Origin of the sequence: Tepidimonas aquatica, from assembly GCF_007556585.1 — a bacterium.
GTDB classification, from domain to species: domain Bacteria; phylum Pseudomonadota; class Gammaproteobacteria; order Burkholderiales; family Burkholderiaceae_C; genus Tepidimonas; species Tepidimonas aquatica.
Genome location: NZ_VJNA01000041.1, coordinates 1 through 18,428 on the forward strand (window position 1 = coordinate 1; position 18,428 = coordinate 18,428).

Annotated in this window: 15 protein-coding genes and 3 pseudogenes; 10 read left to right on the forward strand and 8 right to left on the reverse strand. The window is 69.9% G+C overall.

Features of this window, described 5'->3' with window-relative positions:
- From Taqua_RS13815 to dacB, 3 genes and pseudogenes are all read left to right on the forward strand, one after another.
- Nucleotides 1–126 (forward strand): annotated as a pseudogene (locus tag Taqua_RS13815) (IS481 family transposase); the annotation flags it as partial.
- Between the two features lie 95 nt (nt 127–221).
- Entirely contained in the window at nt 222–1,382 is a 1,161-nt protein-coding gene (locus Taqua_RS11990) for a S1C family serine protease (RefSeq protein ID WP_144326843.1), read from the forward strand.
- The gene (gene dacB, locus Taqua_RS11995) at nt 1,379–2,830 is read left to right on the forward strand and encodes a D-alanyl-D-alanine carboxypeptidase/D-alanyl-D-alanine endopeptidase (protein ID WP_144326844.1); all 1,452 of its coding nucleotides are present in this window, start codon (nt 1,379–1,381) and stop codon (nt 2,828–2,830) included. Before Taqua_RS11990 ends, dacB begins: the two co-directional genes overlap by 4 nt.
- Nucleotides 2,831–2,861: 31 nt before the next feature.
- Here the strand turns inward: dacB and Taqua_RS12000 are convergent, their stop codons facing one another.
- Genes Taqua_RS12000 through Taqua_RS12015 form a run of 4 tightly spaced genes read right to left on the reverse strand, consistent with a single transcriptional unit; the run spans nt 2,862 to nt 6,614 of the window.
- Entirely contained in the window at nt 2,862–3,443 is a 582-nt protein-coding gene (locus Taqua_RS12000) for a nucleotidyl cyclase domain-containing protein (RefSeq protein ID WP_144326845.1), read from the reverse strand.
- 56 nt (nt 3,444–3,499) lie between these two features.
- Nucleotides 3,500–4,201, reverse strand: coding sequence for a fumarylacetoacetate hydrolase family protein (locus Taqua_RS12005; RefSeq protein ID WP_144326846.1), 702 nt, complete (start codon nt 4,199–4,201; stop codon nt 3,500–3,502).
- Between the two features lie 56 nt (nt 4,202–4,257).
- Nucleotides 4,258–5,373 (reverse strand): cupin domain-containing protein, encoded by a 1,116-nt coding sequence (locus Taqua_RS12010; RefSeq protein WP_144326847.1) that lies wholly within the window; start codon nt 5,371–5,373, stop codon nt 4,258–4,260.
- Nucleotides 5,374–5,408: 35 nt separating this feature from the next.
- Nucleotides 5,409–6,614, reverse strand: coding sequence for a 3-hydroxybenzoate 6-monooxygenase (locus Taqua_RS12015; RefSeq protein ID WP_144326848.1), 1,206 nt, complete (start codon nt 6,612–6,614; stop codon nt 5,409–5,411).
- Nucleotides 6,615–6,746: 132 nt separating this feature from the next.
- Here Taqua_RS12015 and Taqua_RS12020 point away from each other — a divergent pair, with 132 nt between their 5' ends.
- The 5 genes from Taqua_RS12020 to Taqua_RS12040 all read left to right on the forward strand — a co-directional run bounded on the left by Taqua_RS12020 (nt 6,747) and on the right by Taqua_RS12040 (nt 13,358).
- A complete protein-coding gene (locus tag Taqua_RS12020) occupies nt 6,747–7,223 on the forward strand; it encodes a MarR family winged helix-turn-helix transcriptional regulator (RefSeq protein ID WP_144326849.1) in 477 nt (158 codons plus the stop codon).
- Between the two features lie 60 nt (nt 7,224–7,283).
- Nucleotides 7,284–8,537, forward strand: coding sequence for a glutamate-5-semialdehyde dehydrogenase (locus tag Taqua_RS12025; protein WP_246094716.1), 1,254 nt, complete (start codon nt 7,284–7,286; stop codon nt 8,535–8,537).
- Nucleotides 8,538–9,378: 841 nt separating this feature from the next.
- Nucleotides 9,379–10,608, forward strand: a complete 1,230-nt coding sequence (mnmA, locus tag Taqua_RS12030; RefSeq protein WP_144326851.1) for a tRNA 2-thiouridine(34) synthase MnmA — start codon at nt 9,379–9,381, stop codon at nt 10,606–10,608.
- A 140-nt stretch (nt 10,609–10,748) separates the two neighbouring features.
- Nucleotides 10,749–11,495 carry a DUF4395 domain-containing protein gene (locus tag Taqua_RS12035; RefSeq protein ID WP_144326852.1) on the forward strand — a complete coding sequence of 249 codons (747 nt, stop codon included), beginning with the start codon at nt 10,749–10,751 and terminating at the stop codon, nt 11,493–11,495.
- A 126-nt stretch (nt 11,496–11,621) separates the two neighbouring features.
- Entirely contained in the window at nt 11,622–13,358 is a 1,737-nt protein-coding gene (locus tag Taqua_RS12040; protein WP_144326853.1) for a SulP family inorganic anion transporter, read from the forward strand.
- Here Taqua_RS12040 and Taqua_RS12045 read toward each other — a convergent pair.
- The 4 genes and pseudogenes from Taqua_RS12045 to Taqua_RS12060 all read right to left on the reverse strand — a co-directional run bounded on the left by Taqua_RS12045 (nt 13,313) and on the right by Taqua_RS12060 (nt 17,211).
- Nucleotides 13,313–14,248, reverse strand: coding sequence for a cation diffusion facilitator family transporter (locus tag Taqua_RS12045; protein ID WP_144326854.1), 936 nt, complete (start codon nt 14,246–14,248; stop codon nt 13,313–13,315). The two genes, Taqua_RS12040 and Taqua_RS12045, sit on opposite strands and share 46 nt — an antisense overlap.
- Before the next feature lie 10 nt (nt 14,249–14,258).
- Complete coding sequence (locus Taqua_RS12050) at nt 14,259–15,002, reverse strand: MBL fold metallo-hydrolase (RefSeq protein ID WP_144326855.1); 744 nt, start codon at nt 15,000–15,002, stop codon at nt 14,259–14,261.
- A gap of 115 nt (nt 15,003–15,117) precedes the next feature.
- A pseudogene (locus Taqua_RS12055) lies at nt 15,118–15,645 on the reverse strand (sigma-70 family RNA polymerase sigma factor); the annotation flags it as partial.
- Between the two features lie 51 nt (nt 15,646–15,696).
- The gene (locus Taqua_RS12060; protein WP_246094715.1) at nt 15,697–17,211 is read right to left on the reverse strand and encodes a DNA recombination protein RmuC; all 1,515 of its coding nucleotides are present in this window, start codon (nt 17,209–17,211) and stop codon (nt 15,697–15,699) included.
- Between the two features lie 115 nt (nt 17,212–17,326).
- Between Taqua_RS12060 and Taqua_RS12065 the strand changes: the two are divergent.
- Together Taqua_RS12065 and Taqua_RS12070 are read left to right on the forward strand one after the other, a co-directional pair.
- Nucleotides 17,327–18,241, forward strand: a pseudogene (locus Taqua_RS12065) (chloride channel protein); the annotation flags it as partial.
- A 60-nt stretch (nt 18,242–18,301) separates the two neighbouring features.
- Nucleotides 18,302–18,428: transposase (locus tag Taqua_RS12070; protein ID WP_144326858.1), on the forward strand; the 127-nt coding region annotated here is incomplete at its 3' end.

Consider the following 18,428-nt stretch of genomic DNA (forward strand, 5'->3'; position numbering starts at 1 on the left):
CTGTACAATCACCACATCCCCCAGAAAGCCCTGGGACATGTCCCGCCCATCGAGGCCATGAAAAGATGGTACAAAGAAAAACCGGAACTTTTCATAAAAGTGCCACGCAATCGTCCGGGACCTGACATGTACTGGCTGATGCGCGAGCGCGATCAACGTGCGCTGGACGCCGAGCGCGCCGCGGCGCTGGCGGCGCAGCATGACCCCAAGGAGACTTCCCGATGACCCCCGACCCCTGGGGCGCCTACCCCCGCCGTCCCGATCCCTTTGTGCGCCGCGTGGCGTGGCTGGCGCTGGCCGTGGGCGCGTTGATGCTGCTGTGGCACCTGCTGCCGGCGTGGGTGGCGGCCTGGCAGCCCGCCCCTGCCAGCGATGGGCAGCGCACCGTCACGCCGCGCGGCGACCTGGCCGCCGACGAGCGCGCCACCATCGAGCTGTTCGAAAAGGCGCGCGACTCGGTCGTGTACATCGCCACCACGCAGGTGGTGCGCGACGTGTGGACGCGCAACGCCTACGAGGTGCCGCGCGGCACCGGCTCCGGCTTCATTTGGGACGATGCAGGCCACGTGGTGACCAATTTCCACGTCATCGAAGGCGCGTCGTCGGCCACCGTGCGTCTGGCCGACGGGCGCGAGGTGCGCGCGGCGCTGGTGGGCGCATCGCCCGCGCACGACATCGCGGTGCTGCGCATCGGGGTGGGTTTCAAGCGGCCGCCCCCGGTGCCGGTGGGCACGAGCCACGATCTCAAGGTCGGGCAAAAGGTGTTTGCCATCGGCAACCCGTTTGGGCTGGACTGGACGCTGACCACGGGCATCGTCTCGGCGCTGGACCGCACGCTGGCCGGCGAGCCCGGCAAGCCGCCCATCCAGCACCTGATCCAGACCGACGCGGCCATCAACCCCGGCAACTCGGGCGGGCCGCTGCTGGACTCCTCGGGGCGGCTGATCGGCATCAACACCGCCATTTACAGCCCGTCCGGCGCGTCGGCCGGTATTGGGTTTGCGGTGCCGGTGGACACGGTGGCGCGCGTGGTGCCGCAGCTCATCCAGCACGGCCGCTACGTGCGCCCCGCGCTGGGCATCGAGGTGGACGACGCGCTCAACCAGCGGCTGGCGGCGGCCACCGGGGTCGAAGGTGTGTTCGTGCTGCGCGTGCAACCGGGTGGTGCCGCGGCGCAGGCGGGTCTGGAAGGCGTGCGGGTGGGGCCGCAGGGCATCGAGCCGGGCGACGTCATCGTCGCCGTGGAGGGCAAGCCCGTCGATGGGGTGGGCACGCTGCTGGCGCGCCTGGACGACTTCAAGGTGGGCGATGTGGTGCGCTTGAGCGTGCGGCGCGGCGACGCGACGCGCGAGGTGACGGTGACGTTGCAGCCGGGGGTGTGAGCGTGCGACGCCGAGCGGTTGCTGGGGCGCTGCTGGCCGCCGCCCTGCCCGCGCGGTTGTGGGCGCAGCCGGGCGATGGTGCGGCGCCGCCGCCAGGGTTGCCGGAGCCGGTGGTGGGCGCGCTGCGTCGCGCGCGGCTGCCGCCGTCGGCCTTGGCGCTGGTGGTGGCCGAGGCGACACCCGGTGGGCGTGTGGTGGCCATGCACCGCGGTGCCGAGCCGGTCAACCCGGCCTCGGTGATGAAGCTGGTCACCAGCGCCGCCGCGCTGGACCTGCTGGGTCCGGCGTGGACGTGGCGCACGCGCGTCTACACCGATGGGGTGTTGGCGCCCGACGGCACGCTGCGCGGCCACCTGTACCTGCGCGGCGGCGGTGACCCCAAGCTGGTGGCCGAGCGGCTGTGGCTGCTGTTGCGGCGGGTGCGGGGGTTGGGCATCGCGCGCATCGAAGGCGATATCGTGCTGGATCGGCGTGCGTTTGCGCTGCCGCCGCACGACCCGGCGGCGTTCGACGGCGAGCCGCTGCGCCCGTACAACGTGGGGCCCGACGCGCTGCTGCTCAACTACGGCGCGCAGGTGCTGACCTTCACGCCCGACCCCGCCGCGGGGGTGGCCCGGGTGCACGTGGAGCCGCCGCTGGCGGGGGTCACGGTGCCGGGCAGCGTGCCCCTGGCCGAAGGGCCGTGCGACGACTGGCGCGCCGCGCTGCGCGCCGACTGGAGCGACGCCCGCGCCCCGCGGCTGCAGGGGCGCTACCCAACGGCGTGTGGCGAGCAGGTGTGGGCGCTGGCCCACCCGCAGCCCGAGCAGTGGGCGGCCCGGGTCGTGGCTGGCACCTGGGCGGCGGTGGGGGGTGCGCTTGCAGGCACGGTGCGCGACGGGGAGGTGCCGCCTGCGGCCACGCCGCGGCTGAGTTGGGCCTCACCCCCGCTGGCCGAGGTGGTGCGCGACCTCAACAAGGCCAGCCAAAACGTGATGGCGCAGCACGTGCTGCTGGCGCTGGCCTGGGTGGGGAGCGACCCGGATGGCGCGCCCGCCACGTTCGAGGCTGCCCGTGCCACGTTGCGGCGCTGGTGGACGCAGCGCCTGGGGGCGGACGTGCCTCCGCCGCAGGTGGACAACGGCGCGGGGCTGAGCCGGACCGCGCGCATCACGCCCGTGGCGCTGGCGCGGCTGCTGCAGTGGGGCTGCGCGCAGCCGTGGGCGGCGGACTGGGTGGCCGCGCTGCCGCACCTGGGGATGGACGGCACCTTGGCGCGCTGGCCAGCGCTTGGGGTGGCGGCGCAACTCAAGTCTGGCAGCCTGGCCGATGTGCAGGCGCTGGCCGGCTACGTGCTGGGCCCTGCGGGCCAGCGCCGGGTGGTGGTGGCGGTGCTCAACCACCCCCAAGCGGGCGCGGGCCGTGACGCGCTGCTGGCCGCGGTGCGGTGGGCGGCGCAGGTGCCGTGAAGGGGTTTCGCGCGCCACCCGCGCGACGTTTTCAAGGTTCGATTTCGATGCGGCCGGGGCCGTTGGCCTCGGTGGCCTCCAGCGCCCGCTGCGCAGCGATGACCATTTCGGCGGCGAGCTCGCGCAGGTCTTGCTCGGCGCCGGCGCGGCGCCCATGCACACCAATGCTGACCGACACCGGCGCCAGGCCGTCGTCGCGTGCCGCGCTGGCCAGTTGGCGCAGGTCTTCGGCCAGCACCAGCGCGCCGGGCACGTCGGCGTCGGGCAGCACCACGACAAACTGCGCCGGTCCCCAATGGGCCAGCATTTCGTGCGCCCGCAGCCGCGGGGCCAGGCGGCGCGCCAGCGCCTGCTCCAAGAAGCGGGCGGGCGGGGGGCGCACATCGGCCTGCACCACCAGCACGGTGGTGGGGCAACGCCGCCGCTCGGCCACCGAGAGTTGGCGCACCAGGTAGTCCAGCGCCGCAGCCCGGTTGGGCAGCCCGGTGTCGCCACGGCGCAGCGGCAGGTCCACCGGCCAGCGCCGCCGCGCCCAGCGCACACCCAGCCACGCCCCGGCCCCGAGCGCGAGCACGGTCCAGGCGATCCAAGCGATCCACAGGGGCAGCGGCATCGCGCTATCGTAGCCGCTCGGGCGCCCAGGCGGCGCGGCTGGGCGTGGCGCCGGGCTCAGGCGTGCGCGCCGATGGTCAGCGTCACCTCGCCTACGCCCGCCACGCGCCCGTGCAGGCGATCGCCGGGCTGCACCGCGCCCACCCCTTCGGGCGTGCCGGTGTAAATGACGTCACCGGGTTGCAGGTGGTAGTACTGCGACAGGTCGCTGATCAGCTCCGGCACGCTCCAAATCAATTGGCTCAGGTCGGCGCGTTGGCGCACCACGCCGTTGACCTCGAGCACGATGTCGCCCTGCGCCAGCGCGGTGGCGGGCATCGGCCGCACCGCGCCGCACACCGCCGAGCCTTCGACGTCTTTGCCCAAGCACCAAGGGTGGCCCTTGTCGCGCAGGCGCAGCTGCACGTCGCGTCGCGTCATGTCCAATCCGGCCGCGTAGCCGTAGATGAGCTCGTGCGCCCGCTCCACGGGCACGCGCGCCCCCCCCTGACCCAGCACGACCACCAGCTCCATTTCGTAGTGGAAGTTGGTCGTCTCGGGGGGGTAAGGCAGCGTGGCGCCGCTGTCGAGCAGGTGCACCGGCGACTTGGTGAAATAGAACGGTCGTGCCGTGGCCTTGTCCACGGTGACGCCCATTTCCTGGGCGTGGGCGTGGTAGTTGCGGCCCACAAAAAACAGCCGGTGCACCGGCAGACGCGCGTCGGTGTCCTGCACGCGCAGCGCGGCGGGGGCGGGGGGATTCCAGAGGTAGGTCGTCATGGCAAGGGGAGGTGGAGCAAGGGAGGGATGCGGGGCGCCGCGGTGGGCACACCCTCTCATGGTAGCCCGGCCGCCAGCTGCCCCAGCATCGGTTGCGCGGGGTCGGGGCGAACCTCGTACAACCCGAGCTTGCGGTGCAGCGGGCTTTCGTCGGCCAGGAACAGGTACGACGCTTCGGTGGCGGAGCGGTTGACCAGCACCAGCGGCGTGTAGCCGGGGATGGCGCAGGTGTCGGCTTCGTCCAGCGCGTGGGTCGTGGCGGCAAACGCCGCGCCCGGGGGAGCGCCGACGTGCACCTCGGTGCCCCCCTCGATCTGGTGCAGCACCAGCGCGGGTGAACGCGCGGGCAAGGCCAGCGTTTGGCCGGGGCGCAACATCAAGGCGTGAAAGCCAAGGATATTTTCGGCGTCGGTGCCGGTGACCGGGTTGACGTAGGTTACTTGGGCCGCGGCCTGGGCGGGCAGCTCGTCGGCCAGCGCGCGCAGCGCCGCGCGCACCTCGGCCCACGGGTAGCGCAACAGCGGGTAGCGAGCCGCCAATCCCTCGGGCGGTCCGAACAAAGGCTGGGGGCGCACCCCGGCGCGCACGTGCTGGCGCTCGCCATGCTGGGGCCGCGGGGTTTGGCGCGTGCCGTTTTCGTGGTAGCTGGCCTCCAAGTGGTACACCAGCGGCAGGTCCAGCACGTCCAGCCACACCACGGGGTCGGTGCCGTCGTGGCCGTGCTCGTGCCACAAGCCTGTGGGGGTCAGGATCAGGTCGCCGCGCGCCATTGGGCAGCGCTCGCCCTCCACCGTGGTCCAGGCGCCGGTGCCTTCGACCACCATGCGCACTGCGTTGGGGGTGTGGCGGTGGCTGGGGGCCCACTCACCCGGCAGCAGCAGCTGCATGCCCAGGTAGATGGCGGCGCTGGCCTGCATCGCCTCCAGCCCGTGGCCGGGGTTGGCCAGCACCAGCACGCGGCGCTCGGCCTTGTCGATCGGGGTCAGCTCGCCCGCGCGCAGCAGCAGCGGGCGAATGTCACGGTAGGCCCAGTGCGTGGGCCGGGTGCGCTGCGCGGGCCGCTGCGGCGGCAGCAGCGCCCGCAGGCTGGGCCACAGCGGCACCAGGTTGCGCTCGCGCAGCGCCTGGCGGTATTCAGGCGGTAGCTCGTCCAGGGTTCCCAGGGTGTGCATCGTGGGTCTCCTCGTGTTCGTGGCGGCGGTAGCGGTCAGTGCGGCGTGGTCAGACAGTTGCTCACGGTCCAACCGTACAGCCACTCCAGGGCATCGTAGAAGCGCTCGGGACTGCGGCCGCGCCAGAGGTCGTTGCGCACCAGACGCTCCACACCCTTGGCGTGGTAGATGCGGCCCATTTCGCGGCTGGACAGCACGATGCGCGCCGTGCGCGCCACCCGCGAGCGTTGGTACAGGTCCAGTGCGCGGCCCCAGTCACCGTTGTGCACGCGCAACGCCTCGCCCAGGGTCACGGCGTCTTCCATCGCCATGCAGGCGCCTTGCGCCATGTACTGCGTCGTCGGGTGCGCGGCGTCGCCCAGCAGGGTCACGCGGCCAAAGCTCCAGCGCTCGATCGGGTCGCGGTCGGCGGTGGCCCAGCGCTTCCAGCTCTTGGGCAGGTCGATGAGCTTGCGTGGCAGCGGGTGGATACCTTGAAAGTAGCTTTGCACCTCCTCGCGGCTGCCCTCGGTCACGCCCCATTCCTCTTGCCGGCGGCTGTGGAACGTGACGACGACGTTGTACTGCTCGCCGCCGCGCAGGGGATAGTGCACCAGGTGGCAGTTCGGCCCCGCCCACAGGCTCGCCGCGTTCCACTTGAGCTCGTCGGGAAACTCGGCCTTGTCCACCACCGCGCGGTACACCACATGGCCGGTGACACGGTGGGGGTCGCCGACGTACTGCGCGCGCACCACCGAGCGCACGCCGTCGGCGCCGATGAGCGCCTGGCCGCGCCAGCGCTGGCCACGCTGGTCTTCCACCGTCACCCCGGCGTCGTCTTGCTCCACGCGCACGATGCGTGTGTCGGTGTGGAAGGTGACGCGGTCGCTGGCCTGCACGCCTTCGAGCAGCGAGGTGTGCACGTCCACCCGGTGGATCACCGCGTAGGGGTTGCCAAAGCGCGCCCGAAACGCCTGCCCGGTGGGCACGCGCGCCACCAGCGTGGCGTCCACGGCGTCGTGCATCACCAACTCGTCAATGTACACGGCGCGGCGCCGCGCGGCTTCGCCCACGCCCAGCGCATCCAGCGCCGAAAACGCGTTGGGCCCCAGCTGGATGCCGGCGCCGATTTCGCCGATTTGGGCGGCTTGTTCGAACACCTGCACGGTGTAGCCTTGGTTGGCCAGGGCCAGTGCGGCGGCCAGGCCGCCGATGCCGCCGCCGGCCACCAGCACGGGGGTTGAGGTGTGGCGGTTGTCCATGGGGTTGCTCCGGGTGGTGGGTGGCAAATAATTAGTACACTGATGATTAGTGTAGCGGCTTGGCAACGAGGCAACATCAGGGTTTACCCTGATCAACGAGCGGGCGGGGCACGCTGCCGGGACAATCGCGGCATGCAAGCCACCCCTTCGACGATCGAGCTGCACGACCAGCCCGGCCATGCCATCCGCCGCCTGCACCAAATTGCGGTAGGGATTTTTTTGCAGGAAACGGCCGAGCTGGGCCTAACCCCGGTGCAGTACGCCGCGCTGCAAAGCGTGCACAACGAGCCTGGCATCGACCAACGCACGCTGGCCAGCCGCATTGCACAAGATACTTCCACCACCGCTGGCGTGGTCGAGCGGTTGCAAGGGCGCGGCTGGTTGCAACGCGCCGCCGACCCCGCCGACCGCCGCGTGCGCCGCCTGCACCTGACCGACACCGGTCGTGCCGTGTTGGCCGCGGCCCAGCCCGCGATGCAGCGCGCTCAGGTGCGCATCCTGCAGCCGCTCACCGACACCGAGCGCGCGCACTTCATGGCGCTGCTGCAGCGCGTGGTGCAGCACAACAACGTGCACAGCCGCGCCCCCGCGGCGCCAGCGGGCAGGTAAGGGCTGGCGGCCAATGCGACAATGGCACCCATGAGCACCACCGACGACGTCAACGCCCTGATGGATACCCTGGGCCGCCAGGCACGTGCGGCGGCTTTCGAGATGGCGCGCGCCAGCGCCGCGGCCAAAAACGCAGCGCTGCGTGCGCTGGCGGCGCTGCTGCGCGCCCACGTCGAGCCGCTGCAGGCGGCCAACGAGGCCGATGTGCAACGCGCCCGCGCGGCGGGCCTGAGCGAGCCGATGGTGGACCGCTTGAAGCTCACGCCCAAGGTCATCGAAACCTGCGCGCAGGGCTGCGAGCAACTGGCCGCCATGCCCGACATCATCGGGGAGATCATTGGGCTGCAGCAGCAGCCCAGCGGCATCCGGGTCGGGCAGATGCGCGTGCCGATCGGGGTGTTTGGCATGATTTATGAGAGCCGCCCCAACGTCACCATCGAAGCGGCCAGCCTTTCGATCAAAAGCGGCAACGCTTGCATCCTGCGCGGTGGCTCCGAGGCCATCGAATCCAACCGCGCGCTCAGCCGCTTGGTGCAGCAGGCGCTGCAGCAAGCGGGCCTGCCGCGTGATGCGGTGCAGCTTGTGCCCACCACCGACCGCGCCGCGGTGGGCCGCCTGATCGCGATGCCCGAGTACGTCGACGTCGTCATCCCGCGCGGCGGCAAGGGCCTCATCGAGCGCATCAGCCGCGAGGCCAAGGTGCCCGTCATCAAGCACCTCGATGGCAACTGCCACACCTACGTGGACGACCCATGCGACCTGGAGCTGGCGGTCAAGGTCACCGACAACGCCAAGACGCAAAAGTACAGCCCCTGCAACGCCACCGAAAGCCTGCTGGTGGCGCGCGGCGTGGCGGCGGCGTTTTTGCCGCGCATCGGCGCGGTGTTCGCCGCCAAAGGGGTGGAAATGCGCTGCTGCCCCGAGGCCAAGGCTTTGCTGGCGGCCGTGCCGGGTGCCATCGTCAAAGACGCCACCGAGCAGGACTGGTACGAGGAATACCTCGCGCCCATCATCAGCGTCAAGGTCGTGGCGGGGCTCGACGAAGCCATCGCCTGGATCAACCACTACGGCAGCCACCACACCGACGCCATCCTGACCACCGACCACCGCCATGCGCAGCGATTCCTGCGTGAGGTCGACTCCAGCAGCGTCATGGTCAACACCAGCACCCGCTTTGCCGACGGCTTCGAGTACGGGCTCGGGGCCGAAATCGGCATCAGCACCGACAAGTTCCACGCCCGCGGCCCGGTCGGGGTGGCCGGGTTGACGTCGCTGAAGTACGTCGTGCTGGGCGAAGGCGAGGTGCGCAGCTGAAGCAACAGAGCTGGCTGGGCGCGTCACGCCTTGCTTTGCGCAGAAGACGTCAAATGTGCCGAGGTTGGGCGTTGGAAACCCTCAGGGGTCGGTGAGGCGGCCATCGCCGTGCTACATCCGTTGCCGTGAAGGCGGCATTGACCGTCTTGGCCGAGCCATGGGTGCCCATGCCCGTGGCAGGCAGTTTGGCAAAGGACCTCGCGGGTTGTGCCTTGCGCAGTGGGTTGTGCGCCGACTGGCTGCTTGGGCCCACACAAAAGGCGCTGCGGAGGCCGTAGCCCCCAAAGCGCGGCTGTTTTGAACACCAACAATTGCCCTCGAAGGTGCACGAGCTGCTTGTGCAGTACGTCGATGGTGCGGTTGGAGGCTTGCAGGGCGCGCTGGGCGTTGTGCTGGGCGGCTGCCCACTGGCGGCACACAACCAAGTACTCCTCATCCAGCCACGGGTCCATGACGGCCCTCCATAAGGTGGCCATCTGCCTCGATGGCCTGCTCTGTGTCCATGGCTTGCTCCGCCCAATCCTGTGCCAAGCGTAGCAGCACGGCGGACATCGGCGGGGACAAGTGGGGGTCGTGTGCCAAGCGCGTTAAGTTGCGGGAGAGCTTGCAGGCGATGTAGGGGCACAACCCAGGCACGGGGGTGTGCCTGTGCATGGCCACGTGGTGCAGCAAAGCGAGTGTGCCCGCCAGCAGTGGCTCAAGAGGGGCGAAGCTGTGTGTGGGGCTCATGATGACGGCAATCTCTGGTTGAGTGGCGGTGTAACCTATCGTAATGATAATCGTTCGCATTTGTCAAGCCCGGCAATACCCCTGATATCGGTGTCAAGCGATAATCGGTAGCATGCGAACCAAAGGGCGTGTCGTCGTCGGACTGTCGGGCGGTGTGGACTCCGCCGTCAGCGCCTACCTGCTCAAACAACAGGGCTACGAAGTCGTTGGCATCTTCATGAAAAACTGGGAAGATGACGACGACAGCGAGTACTGCTCCAGCCGCCAGGACTGGCTGGACGCGGCCAGCGTCGCCGACGTCATCGGCATCGACGTCGAGCACGTCAACTTCGCCACGGCCTACAAAGACCGCGTGTTTGCCGAGTTTTTGCGCGAGTACCAGGCCGGCCGCACCCCCAACCCCGACATCCTGTGCAACGCCGAGATCAAGTTCAAGGCGTTTTTGGACCACGCGATGCGGCTGGGCGCCGACAAAATCGCCACCGGCCACTACGCCCGTGTGCGCGCCGTGCGCGCCCACGACGGTTTGCCGCTGACCGAGGCCGACGCGGCCGCCCTGCCGCCCGACCAGGTGCGTTACCAGTTGCTCAAGGGCGTCGACCCCGGCAAAGACCAGAGCTACTTTTTGCACCGCCTGACGCAAGCGCAATTGGCGCGCGCGATCTTTCCCGTGGGCCACCTGCACAAGCGCGAGGTGCGCCGCATCGCCGCGGAGATTGGCCTGCCCAACGCGCGCAAAAAAGACTCCACCGGCATTTGCTTCATCGGCGAGCGGCCGTTTCGCGAATTTTTGCAGCGCTACCTGGACGGCACCCCCGGCCCCATCGTGGACGAACAGGGCCGGGAAATCGGCCGCCACGTGGGCCTGAGCTTTTACACCCTGGGCCAGCGCCAGGGCCTGGGCATCGGTGGTGTGCGCGGGCGCGACACCGACCAGCGCGGCGCGCACGCCCCGTGGTTCGTGGCGCGCAAGGACCCCGCCACCCACACGCTGTGGGCGGTGCAAGGGCACGACCACCCGTGGTTGCAGTCCTGTTGGCTGCGTGCCGAGGACGCCAGCTGGATCGCCGGTGCGCCGCCCGCGCCTGGCCCATACGCCGCCAAAACGCGCTACCGCCAAAGCGACGCCGGCTGCACGCTGGAGCTGCCCGCTTCGGGTGAAGGCTTTGTGCTGCGCTTTGCCGAGCCCCAGTGGGCCGTCACCCCCGGCCAAAGCGCCGTGCTGTACGACGGCGAGGTCTGCCTGGGCGGCGGCGTCATCCACAGCGCCGAGGCCACCGAGCGGGCGTTGCCGACGGTGGAGCGCCGCAAGGGGACCCGTCTGGCACCAACCGCGCGCTGATGGCCGCCGGTGCACGGCAACGACCGCAGAGCGCCGACCACCGCATGCCCATGGCCGTAAGGGTATTCCCGCAAGTAGGCCGTGATATCCCCGTCTAAAATGGTGCGTGCATTTATAAGGAATCAGCAAAGAACGAGGTGATGGCCTTCGGCGAGCGGATCGAGGGCTACCCAGTCCGGGTGGTCAACGAGCGTGCCGTGCGCGCCGCCGCCGGACTGCTGTTTTTCCCGGCTGTGGTGTCGTTCATGCATTCGTTTCTGCTGGGCAACTTCCAGCACACCCGGCTGTTCATCATCGTCTTTCTGGTCGATATGACGTTGCGGGTCATCCAGCCACGCTGGTCACCAAGCATGATCGTCGGCGGCTGGATCGTGCGCCATCAGAACCCCGAGTGGGTGGGCGCCGCGCAAAAGCGTTTCGCATGGGGGCTGGGCCTGCTGCTGGGCGTGGCGATGCTGTACCTGATGGTCCTCAACCGCTACATGGGCCCAGCCAACATGCTGATTTGCGGCGCTTGCCTTGCACTGATGTTTTTCGAAACCGCCTTTGGCATTTGCCTGGGTTGCAAGCTTTACAACCTTTTCCACAAAGAAAAGGCCCAGCTGTGCCCCGGCAGCGTGTGCGAGGTGCCGGCGCATGCGCGCGGGTGGGGCATCGCGCTGCCGCAAGCAGTGCTGCTGTTGGCGTTTGTGGGGGTGGTGGCCGCCACCAAGGACTGGGTGGACCGCACCGGGCCGCTGCAAGGTTTCGACGAGATGGCCGCGTTGGAAGAAATGGGCATCAAGCCCACCCCCGGCGCGCCCGCCGACAGCCGCTGCGAAGTGCCGGCCTTTGCCAAGGCCATCGGTCATGAGGAGATATGGAAGCGCCACAACGGGTGTAGCTGAGGCTGCCGTGCCGTTGGCCGCGTCGCCCATCGCTGGGGCGGCTGAACAGCGCAGACGCGAAGTGGTGATGGCCGGCCCGCTGCCGCGCGTCGAGGCGTTACGATGCGCGCCGTGAGCCCTAACCTCATGTCAACGTGGACCGCGTGGTTCCCCATCCTGCACTGGGGACGGAGCTACGACCGGCGCGCGGCGTTGGCCGACGTGACCGCTTCGGCGGTGGTGACGTTGCTGCTGATTCCGCAGGCGTTGGCCTACGCGGTGCTGGCGGGCTTGCCGCCGGTGACGGGGTTGTGGGCCAGCATGCTGCCGATGGTGATCTACGCACTGATGTGCAGCAGCACGGTGCTGGGACCGGGGCCGACCGCGTTGCGCTCGATGATGTCGTTGGCCGCGGCCGGCAGCGTGGCCGCGGTGGGCAGTGCGGACTTTGCCGCTGCCAGCGCGCTGCTGGCGCTGCTGGTGGGGGTGACGCTGCTGGTGATGGGGGCGCTGCGCCTGGGGTTTGTGGCGCATGTGCTCAGCCGGCCGGTGCTGGCAGGCTTCATGACGGCGGCGGCGCTGCTGATCGCGATGGGGCAGGTGCGCCACCTGTTGGGGGTGCCGCTGCAGGCCGATGACGCGCTGGCATTCGTGCGCAGCTTGTGGCATCACGCCCACGCCACCCACGGGCCGACGTTGGCCGTGGGGGTGGGGGCGCTGGGGCTGCTGCTGGTGCTGCGCCGTGCGGCCAAGCCGGTGCTGGTGCGCCTGGGGGTGCCGGCCGCGGTGGCCGGCTTGGTGGCCAAGGCCGCGCCGTTGTGGGTGATGCTGCTGGCCATTGCGCTGTCGCACGGCATGGGGTGGGCGCAGCATGGTGTGGCCGTGGTGGGTGAGGTTCCGCGTGGCTTGCCACCGCTGACGGTGCAGCCGTTGTTACAGTTGCCGTGGTCGGTGGTGCAGGCGTTGCTGTGGCCGGCGTTGTTGATGGCGTTGCTGACGTTTGTCGAGCAGATCTCGATTGCCCAGGATATGGCGGCGCGCCGGCGCGAGCCGCTGGACGCCAACGCCGAGATGCGTGCGATGGGCGCGGCCAACGTGGCCGCTGGGCTCAGCGCCGCGTTCAACGTGGGGGCCAGCTTTGGCCGCACGGCGGTGGTGGCCGACGCCGGCGGCCGCACGCCAGCGGTGGGGCTGATCACCGCGGTGCTTTTGGCGCTGACGGCGTTGTACCTGACGCCGCTGCTGCACGCGCTGCCGATGGCGGTGCTGGCGGCGATCATCCTGACCTCGTTGGGTGCGCTGACGGACTGGGGCAGCTTCGTGCGCCACGGCCGCTACGCGCGCGCCGACTTGGCCGCGCAGGTGCTGACGTTTGCCACCACGCTGCTGGTGGACCTGCTCAGTGGCTTGGCGGCCGGGGTGCTGGCGTCGCTGTTGCTGCACGTGGCGCGCAGCAGCCGACCGCATATCGCCGTGGTGGGCAACGTGCCCGGCACCGAGCACTACCGCAACGTGCTGCGCCACCCGGTGGTGACGCAGCCGCACATTCTGGGGCTGCGGGTGGACGAGAGCCTGTTTTTTGCCAACGCCCCGTACCTGGAGCAGCGCATCATCGAACTGGTGGCGCGTCAGCCGCAGGTGCGCCATGTGGTGCTGCAGTGCTCAGCCATCAACGCCATCGACACCAGCGCGCTGGAGAGCCTGCGCGCCCTCAACGACCGTCTAGGCGCCGCCGGGGTGCGCTTGCACCTCAGCGAGGTCAAGGGGCCGGTCATGGACCAGCTGCAACGCAGCGATTTGCTGCAGCGCCTCAGCGGCCAGGTGTTCCTGACCCACCATCAGGCGGTGCAAGCGTTGGCCGGCGACACACCGTCGCAGGACTGAGGACTGGGCGCGCGCAGCACCTGCAGCGTCGTGTGCCCGATGCCAAAGCGCTCGCGCAGCGCCTGGGCGGTGGCGTGCAAAAAGGCGTCGTCGCCGCCGCCGGCGGGCATGATCAGGTGCGCCGTCAGCGCCACCTCGCGCGTGCCCATGGCCCACACGTGCAGGTCCTGCACCGCCGCCACGCCGGGCTGGCTGGCCAGCAGCGCGCGCACCGCTTCCAGGTCCACCTGCGCCGGCACGCCATCGAACAGCAGGTGCAGCGATTCGCGCAGCAACCCCCAGGTGCCGACGACGATGACGATGGCGATGACGAGGCTGGCGGCCGCATCGACCCAATCCCACCCCTGCCACCAGGTCAGCGCGCCGGCCACCACCACCCCGGCCGACACCAGCGCATCGGCGGCCATGTGCAACAACGCGCCGCGCTGGTTGAGGTCGTGCGCGCTGCCGCGCACGAACAACAGCGCCGTGGCGGTGTTGATGACGATGCCGATGGCGGCCACCACCATCACCGACGCCCCCGGCACCGGCTGCGGCTGCCACAGGCGCTGCAGCGCTTCCCACGCGAGCCACGCCATCGCGCTCAGCAGCAGCACCGCGTTGACGAAGGCAGCCACGATGCCGGCGCGCTTGAAGCCGTAGGTGTGGCGCGGCCCGGGGCGCGCGCGGGCTGCCAGCGCGCCGGCCCACGCCAGCAGCAAGCCGGCCACGTCGCTGAGGTTGTGGCCGGCGTCGGCCAGCAGCGCCAGCGAGCCGACATGCCAGCCCCAGCCCGCCTCAACGGCGACGAACGCCACGTTGAGCACCACACCCCAGGCAAACGCACGCTGGGCCGTGTCCGCGGCGTCGGCGTGGGCCGCGTGATCGTGGTCGTGTGCATGGCCGTGCATACCCGCAAGCTTACTCTTGCTCGACCTCCAAGTACGTGCGGTTGACCAATTGCGGCAGCCACACCTCGGTGTGCTTCAGGTGCGCAAACGGCCGCGCGTCGAACGTGCGCACGGCGGTGCCCAGGTCCACGCCTTCGTCCACGGCGCGGGCCGTGTGGGCGCGCAGCGCGCGCAGCAGCTCGCCGGTGTCGCGTTGGGCCTGGGCCAGGTCGGTCACACGGCCGTGGCCCGGCACGACGATGCGCGGCTGCAGGGCCTGCAGCGCCTCGAAGGTGGCCAGCCATGGCTTGCTGCGGCTAACCGGATGCATGCCCAGGATGCGGTCCACGTAGACCACGTCGCCGGTGAACACCACGCCTTGGGCGGGGACGTACACCATCATGTCGCCAGGTGTGTGGCCACCGCCGCGGTGCACCAGGCGCAGCGTGACGCCGCCCAGCGTAGCGGCCATCCCATTGGCCAAGCCCTCGCGGCGACCGGCCAGCAGCGCGCGCGTGCGCTGCGGGGTGAAGTAGCTGTTGACCATGCCCATCACGAACACCACACCGGTCAGCAGCAACAGCACCTTGGGCGTGTCGTAGAAGAAAAACTGCAGCGCACTGCCCAGGTGGCTGTCGCGTGCCACCGGCAACAGCGCCACCAGCGCTACGGAGGCTGGGATCAGCGTTTGGTACAGCGCCCACCACAGGGCGGCGGCAGCGAGCAGCCACAGCTTGGGGTGACGTTGGGTCAGGGGCAGGGCGGCGGTGTTCATGCAAGCATCCTCGGTCAGTGCGTGACGCGGGGCGGTGCGGCACCGCACTGCAGAAGACGCAAACCCCCCGCGATGGATGCACCCCGGCGGTCACGGGGCCACTGCAAAAGTCGCTTCAGCCGTCGCCAGGTTGCGGGGCCGAGGACGGCACCACGCAGCAGACGCGCTGTTGCTCGAAGCGCACGCCGCACTGGTGCGTCAGCGCTTCGGCCAGCCGTCGCCGGGCGCGCTGCAGGCGCGATTTGGCACCGGGCACGCTCAGCCCGTGCTGCGCGGCGTAGGCGGCTTGGGTCATGCCTTCCAGGTCGCAGCGGCGCACGATGTCGGCGTCGGCCGCTGGCAGCGTGGCCAGCACCGCTTCCAGGCAGTCGGCCAGGGCGTCCACCGGCGACGCATCGTCGTCTGCCTCGGCAGGCACGGCCGGCAGCAGGTCGTCGTCCGCGGGCAGCGGCTCGCTGGGGCGCTGGCGGCGTGCCCAGTCGACCAGGGCGCTGCGCGCCACCTGGAACAGCCACGCCCGCGGTTGCTGCAACTCGCAAAAGTCGCGCCCCGCCTGCAAGGCGTGCACGAACACCTCTTGCACCAAATCTTGCGCCGCCATGGCGTCACCAGCTTGGCGCAGCAGGTAGGGACGCAGCTCGCGCTCGTGCGCGTGCCACGCAGGTGTAGTCGGCGTGCAGCGGCGGGCGGCGGTTCATGGCGTATCGGTGGTGTCGAGAGCCGCGGCGGGGGCGGCGCCCGGCAATGCCGGGGTTTCGTCGCCGTCCAGTGCCGCCTCGACCAGTTCGGCGCGCAACGTCTTGTTGGGCTTGACCCCCAGCTCGCGCAGCATTTCGGCCTGGCGGATGACGTTGCCGCGCCCCTGCACGAGTTTGTTGCGGGCTTGCTCGAAGTGGCTCTGCGCGCTGTGCAGGCGCTCCCCCACCTTGAGGAAATCCTCTGTGAAGCCGACCAGCTTGTCGTACAGCTCCCCACCGCGGCGGGCAATCTCTTGCGCGTTGCGGTTTTGCGCTTCCTGCCGCCACAGGTGCGCCACCGTGCGCAGCACGAACAGCAACGTCGAGGGGCCCACCAGCAGCACGTTGCGTTCCCAGGCGTCCTGGAACAGCGAGGGGTCGTGCGCCACCGCCAGCATAAACGCCGGCTCGACCGGCATGAAGGCCAGCACGAAATCCAGCCCAGGGCCGTACAGGGTGTGGTATTCGCGCTGCGCCAGCCCACGCACATGCGCGCGCAGCGACTCGATGTGCTCGCGCAGCGCCTGCTGGCGCGTGGCGTCATCGGCCGCGTTGACGTAGCGTTCGTAAGCCAGCAGCGACACCTTGGCGTCGATGACCAGGCGGCGCTGCTGCGGCAGCAGGATCACCACGTCCGGCTGGGCGCGGCTGCCGTCGGCGCGCTGCTGGCTGGCTTGCACCAGGTATTCGTGGTCGCGGCGCAGGCCACTCATCTCCAGCACGCGCTCCAAAATCAGCTCGCCCCAGTTGCCCTGCACCTTGGTCGAGCCGCGCAGCGCCTGCGTCAGGTGGCGTGCCTCGGCGCTGAGCTGCTGATTGAGCTGCACGAGCTGCTTGACCTGCTCGCGCAGCGCGATGCGCTCGGCGTTTTCGCGGTGGGTGCTGTCGTGCAACGCTTGCTGAAAGTCGGCCAGCCGCTGGCGCAACGGCGCCAACAGCGTCTCCAGGTTGGCCTGGTTTTGCTGGGCGAAGCGCTGCGCCTTGTCTTCCAGGATCTGCTGCGCCAGGTTCTGAAACTGCTCGGTCAGCGTGGCGCGGGCGTCGTGCAGCAGGCGCAGCTGCTCGTCCCACGCGGCACGCTGCTCCTGCAGGCGGGCTTGCAGCTGCGCCACTTCGGCCTGCAACGCTTCGGCGCGGGTGCGGGTGTCGCGCAGCTCGGCCTGCAGCGGCGCCAGTTGCTCGGCGTGGGCCTGCAGCCGGGCGCACTCGTCGCGGGCACGGTCCAGTTCGTCACGCTGCTGGCTGGCCTGCGTGCGGGCTTCGTGCAGCGCTTGGCGGGCAAGCTGCAGCTCGGCGTCGACCCCGCGCAGCCGTTCCTGCAGCCGGGCCTGCTCCACCTGGGCTACGGCATGCGCCTGCTGCAGCGTCAGTGCGGCCTGCTGACGCACGCGCGCGGCCATCCACACTGCGCCCAGCACGGCCCCCAACGCCGCGGCGACCGCAGCGGTCAGCAACGTGGTGCCCAACTCCATGCATCGACCTCGCTTTCCCTGGGGTTGTTGTCCGGTGCTGCGGCCAGCACGTGCCGCGACGCCTGTGCGCATTGTGGCGCAAGTGTTGGGCGGGCAAGAGCGCGACGGTGCGACAATGAGCGACGTGTCACCCCATCTGCATGAACGCGATCCGGACGTTGTGGCCAGCGTGCGCCGCGAGCTGGTCGATGCGCGCGCGTGGCTGGACCGCACGGTGCTGTTGGTGTACGCCGGCTTGGCGGGCTTGGCGGTGGTGGCGTTTACTTGGCTGAGCGAGGCTGCCACCGAGCTGTTCATGCGCGGATACGACGCGGCGCCGTGGGCGGTGCTGGTGGTCACGCCGGCGCTGACGGCCGCGATCGTTGGGTTGACGCGGCGCTGGGCCGCGGCGGCGGCAGGGTCAGGCATCCCGCAGGTGATGGCGGCGCTGGCGGCGGACCTGACGCCAGCGCAGCGACAGCGCCTCGTGTCGTTGCGTTTGGCGGCGGCCAAAGTGGTGTTGGCTTCGGCCGGTTTGTTGGGCGGCTTGTCGCTGGGGCGCGAAGGACCGTCGGTGCAGGTGGCTGCGGGCGTGCTGCACCACGCCCGCCGTTGGTTGCGCCGCGGCAGCGCGCTCGACGAACATGCGTTGCTGGTGGCCGGGGGCGCGGCCGGTATCGCGGCGGCGTTCAACGCCCCGTTGGCGGGCGTGGTGTTTGCGATCGAGGAGCTGTCGCGGCGGCTGGAGTCGCGCGCCAGCGGCCTGATCATTGCCGCCATCGTGCTGGCGGGCTTGGTGGCGGTGTCGGTGTGGGGCAACTACACCTACTTCGGGTCGATTCGGGTGCCGGAGTTGGATGCCTCGGCGCTGCTGCCGGGGTTGGTGACGGCGGTGGTCAGTGGTCTGGCCGGCGGGTTGCTGGCGCGCGTGCTCGTGGCTTCGCTGCAGGGTGGCCCTGACGCCATCAGCCGCTGGCGTGCACGTCACCCAGTGCGGTTTGCGGCGTTGGCGGGGTTGGGCGTCGCGGTGGTGGGGTTGGCCAGCGGCGGGTAATCCCCCCGCAAAACCAGTGCGCTGAGAAGTAGAGAGTCTCGAAGGAGAATCTCTACCATGAAGAAATCGCGTTTCACTGACAGCCAGATCATCGACGCGCTCAAGCGGGCGGAGGCTGGTCTGAGCGTGCCCGATCTGTGCCGCGAACTGGGCATCAGCTCGGCGACCTTCTACAAGTGGCGGG